The sequence below is a fragment of the Emticicia sp. genome (assembly GCF_043780375.1).
In the GTDB taxonomy this organism is placed as follows: Bacteria; Bacteroidota; Bacteroidia; order Cytophagales; family Spirosomataceae; genus Emticicia.
This window is the reverse complement of record NZ_JAYWCU010000251.1, coordinates 1-3430: the sequence shown is the minus strand read 5'-3', so window position 1 is coordinate 3430 and position 3430 is coordinate 1. Positions and strand designations below refer to the sequence as shown.

Here is a 3430-nt window from a genome sequence, read left to right as displayed (position 1 = left end):
ATTCATATAACCGCTGGCGGCGTAAGCCATGCCACCAACTGCACCACCCATGCGAGACATGATGCCTGATGCTGCCGCATGACCAATATAAAGGCTCGTAAGCAAAGGCACACTGATGTACATAATGATAATCGCAAGGTTTAAAACCACCAAATCAATCATGGCATCGGCTGGGTCTGGTCGGTAACTTTTGAAGAAAAACACCATGAAATTATCCAAAATAGCGAGTGTCAATGACCAAAAAAGAACATTCAATAAATTTTTGAGCCAATGCCCAAATGAACCTCCAAAACCTGGAATAGTAGCAAGCATAGCGGCAAAAATCCCTGCCACGTACATAAATGATAGTAACATTACCTGCATTTTATTGATTAATAGCCGAACGAATAAAGATAGACCCTCTTGTATTTTGCTCATCAGCCAAGCCACAAAGCTTGAAAAATCATCGTAAGGCAATGTGCCAATAATACCCAGCGAAGTCGTGTGGGTTTGAGTAATATCGCCAGTGGTAATTTTGCCCAAAGCATTCAAAATATCTTTTTTTGCTTCAAACAAATTACTGATATAATCTGCCGTCCAAATGATGGAAGTAGCCAATTCGTTGTAAAAAGTAATAAAGAAAATGAAGCCTACAATTCTGAGAACTGCCATCAAATCCCAAGCCTTTTGAAAGACAATGACTTGGGTAATCATCCAAAAAACTTGCACTGCAAGCATGGCAAAAGCCACACTCAAACAAGTCCCTGAAGCGGTACCGACCAATGCTTTGGCAGCTCCCAATGCTCCTTGAAAAGTTCCATTCTCCATGATACTAGGATTTGCATAAATTAAAATCATATAATGTATTCTTTTAAGTATATAAATAATTATGTAAATGAAAATCATTGCTTATAATAAATCCTTAACTCTCTCGTCTGTGATTTGTATGGCTTTTTGCTCAATCCACCGATTCAATGCCAACGTAATATTCTCCCCATTTTCACCCGCCAAATTTCTGATATAGTTACGGTCATCAGGAAAACTGGTAATCAAACCAGCAATGTAAGGCGGTACTTCTACCCGATAGACTTTGGCAAATTCGCCCTGTTTGACAAAGATTTCTCGCCATTTCTCTGATTTTCTTAGTGATTTTGCTAAATCTTCCTGATGTTCAGTTAAGCCCATGTATTCACATAATCCTTTCAAAACATCACTATCTTCGTGGTTTAAAATGATAATGGTCGAACTATTGGCTTTGACAATTTCGCCAATACCCGACTTTTTAATTTCATTGATTCCTTGCGTAATAATGCCAATGACTCCCTTGATTTTCCGAATGGTTCGGTACATATTTTCAATAAAATTGCCCAAACCACTCAACATACTCCATGCTTCGTCAATGTAAATACGTCGAATATCATTGGGGTATTTTGCCAAAATATCGGCTGATAATTCACTTATCATCATGCCCACAATGGGGTAAAGCGTAGGGTTTTCTTTGATTTTCGCCAAGTCAAAACATATTAACGGAAATGCAGAAACGTCGTCCAGTGTTTCGGCATTCAAGATTTCGCCGTACAAACCACCTTTGGCAAATTGTTTGAGCGTGATAATGAGTTTATTGAAGTCAAAAAATCTTTGTCGCCTTTCATAATCAAGGTATTCAACCGATTTTGGGTCGGCAATTCCTTTTTCTCGATACGCCAATACGTACTGATAAAAGCCATCAATACTTGGTACTTCGAGCAAAGTTTCATTATACGCATCATAATAAGCTACCACCAATTCGCCTAAAATTGCCAATTCCGCAGGCTCTAATTTTCGGTCTGTGCCAAGCCAAATTGTGGCAATTAAATTGATTAAAAAAGTTGGTTTTAACTCATTTTCTTTGGATTTTAGGTCATAAATGCCATTATTACTCCGATGAATTAGAAATGGATTGTATTTGAGTGGGTCGCTTGGATTATACTCATAGTATAGGCTTTTTTTGTTGCCAAAGAAAATCGTTTTGTAGGTGCCACCCACATCAATGATAATTTGTCTTTCGCCTCTTTCTTGCCGCTGAATAATCATGTAACCGATGGTATAACTTTTGCCTGAACCAGTTGGACCAATCACCATAAAATTATTGCCATTCAGTTTGGGTGAATAAAAATCCGCATAAACTGGCGAGCCATATCTATCGCAAAGCAATTCTCCTCGATTCTCACTTTGATAATTGCTGATATAATTGGCATAAACTGCCGCATTTTCATTGGTTATTTTTTCAATCCAACGGTAATTTTGGTAAGAATTGGCGGGAGAATTACAGAAAAACAAGGCGGATGTGTCGGTTTGCTCAATAAATGCACTGGCTCTAATTTTGCCAAAAGCTCTGCCAACGAGGTCTTTATTTTGACTAAATTGCCTTTCACCTACGCCCCAGAAAATGACACTGACATTCATATCAAAGAGTTTTCGACCTCCTTTGGTTACTTCGTCAATATGTTCTCTGATTTCTTCGCTTTGCGTATCGTGGGCTTGGGAAGCAAGAAAACCTAAATTATTCGTCCACCGGGCTTTACTTTCGAGGCTACGAATGGCAGGTTCGGTATCCAAAGATTTCCAAGTGATAGAAAGAATGTGTTCAAGTGCTAACTCATTACCCAAAGGCAAAATTGTTGGCGTGAAAACGCCATGTTCATTTTTATGGTCGTAGAAAATCTCTTTTGCTTGTCCGTCCATGGTGGCAATTCCTACCAATTTTTGCCCGATTTGTAAGCAATCTCTTTGCGGTTGAAACGCATTGTTGATAGACTTTTGCGGTTCATCAAATTTTAGGTTAAAATATTGCAAAACCACACTTTTGAGGTCTTCTTTTCCCAATCGAATATAAGTAATGTTGTTTTGCGTTACCTTTGAAATAAAGGTATTTGCCATACGTTCAAGCTGAACATTTACCTGTTGGATATTCTTGAAAGGATTCGAAACATAAGACATTCCTTTTCTGACATACAAGTTATTGACAGGACTCTTTTCTTTAATATCTGTCGTTCCGTAGGAAATAAACAAGTATTGCTGGTGCTGCTGAATAGGTCTTTGGAGGTAATTCATCAAGATTTTATATTCATAATTTGACTTATTTTGCAAGTCAGCATCGTAGGGTAAATAGTGGTAATAGCCCAATAATTGCACCGTAACATCTGGCGGTAGGTCGGCTAAAGCAGCAGTAAAACTCTCGCCAATTTTGTTGTATTCACCCGAACTGAGTCTTTCAGTTTCGATGCAATTGACTTTAAAACCAATGCCAATTCGACCATCTTTGAAGATGATTTGCCCTTGACCAGCAAAGTGTTCTTCTAAACTCCAAATCGGAAATAGTTCTTCAAAATTGGCTTTTCTGATCAATTTTAGTTGCATGATAAAATAGTTGGTTGTTGTACATCAATGAGATTGGTTTGCATGAATTTCC

2 protein-coding genes are annotated in these 3430 nt (G+C 38.2%); both read right to left on the bottom strand.

The genetic code is table 11. From position 1 onward, the window contains the following. On the bottom strand, positions 1–837 hold an 837-nt coding region (locus ACH2CJ_RS18815; protein WP_394995247.1), incomplete at its 3' end, for a hypothetical protein. A 51-nt stretch (positions 838–888) separates the two neighbouring features. Then, positions 889–3378, bottom strand: a complete 2490-nt coding sequence (locus ACH2CJ_RS18810; protein ID WP_394995244.1) for a helicase HerA domain-containing protein — start codon at positions 3376–3378, stop codon at positions 889–891. Positions 3379–3430 lie beyond the last annotated feature (52 nt).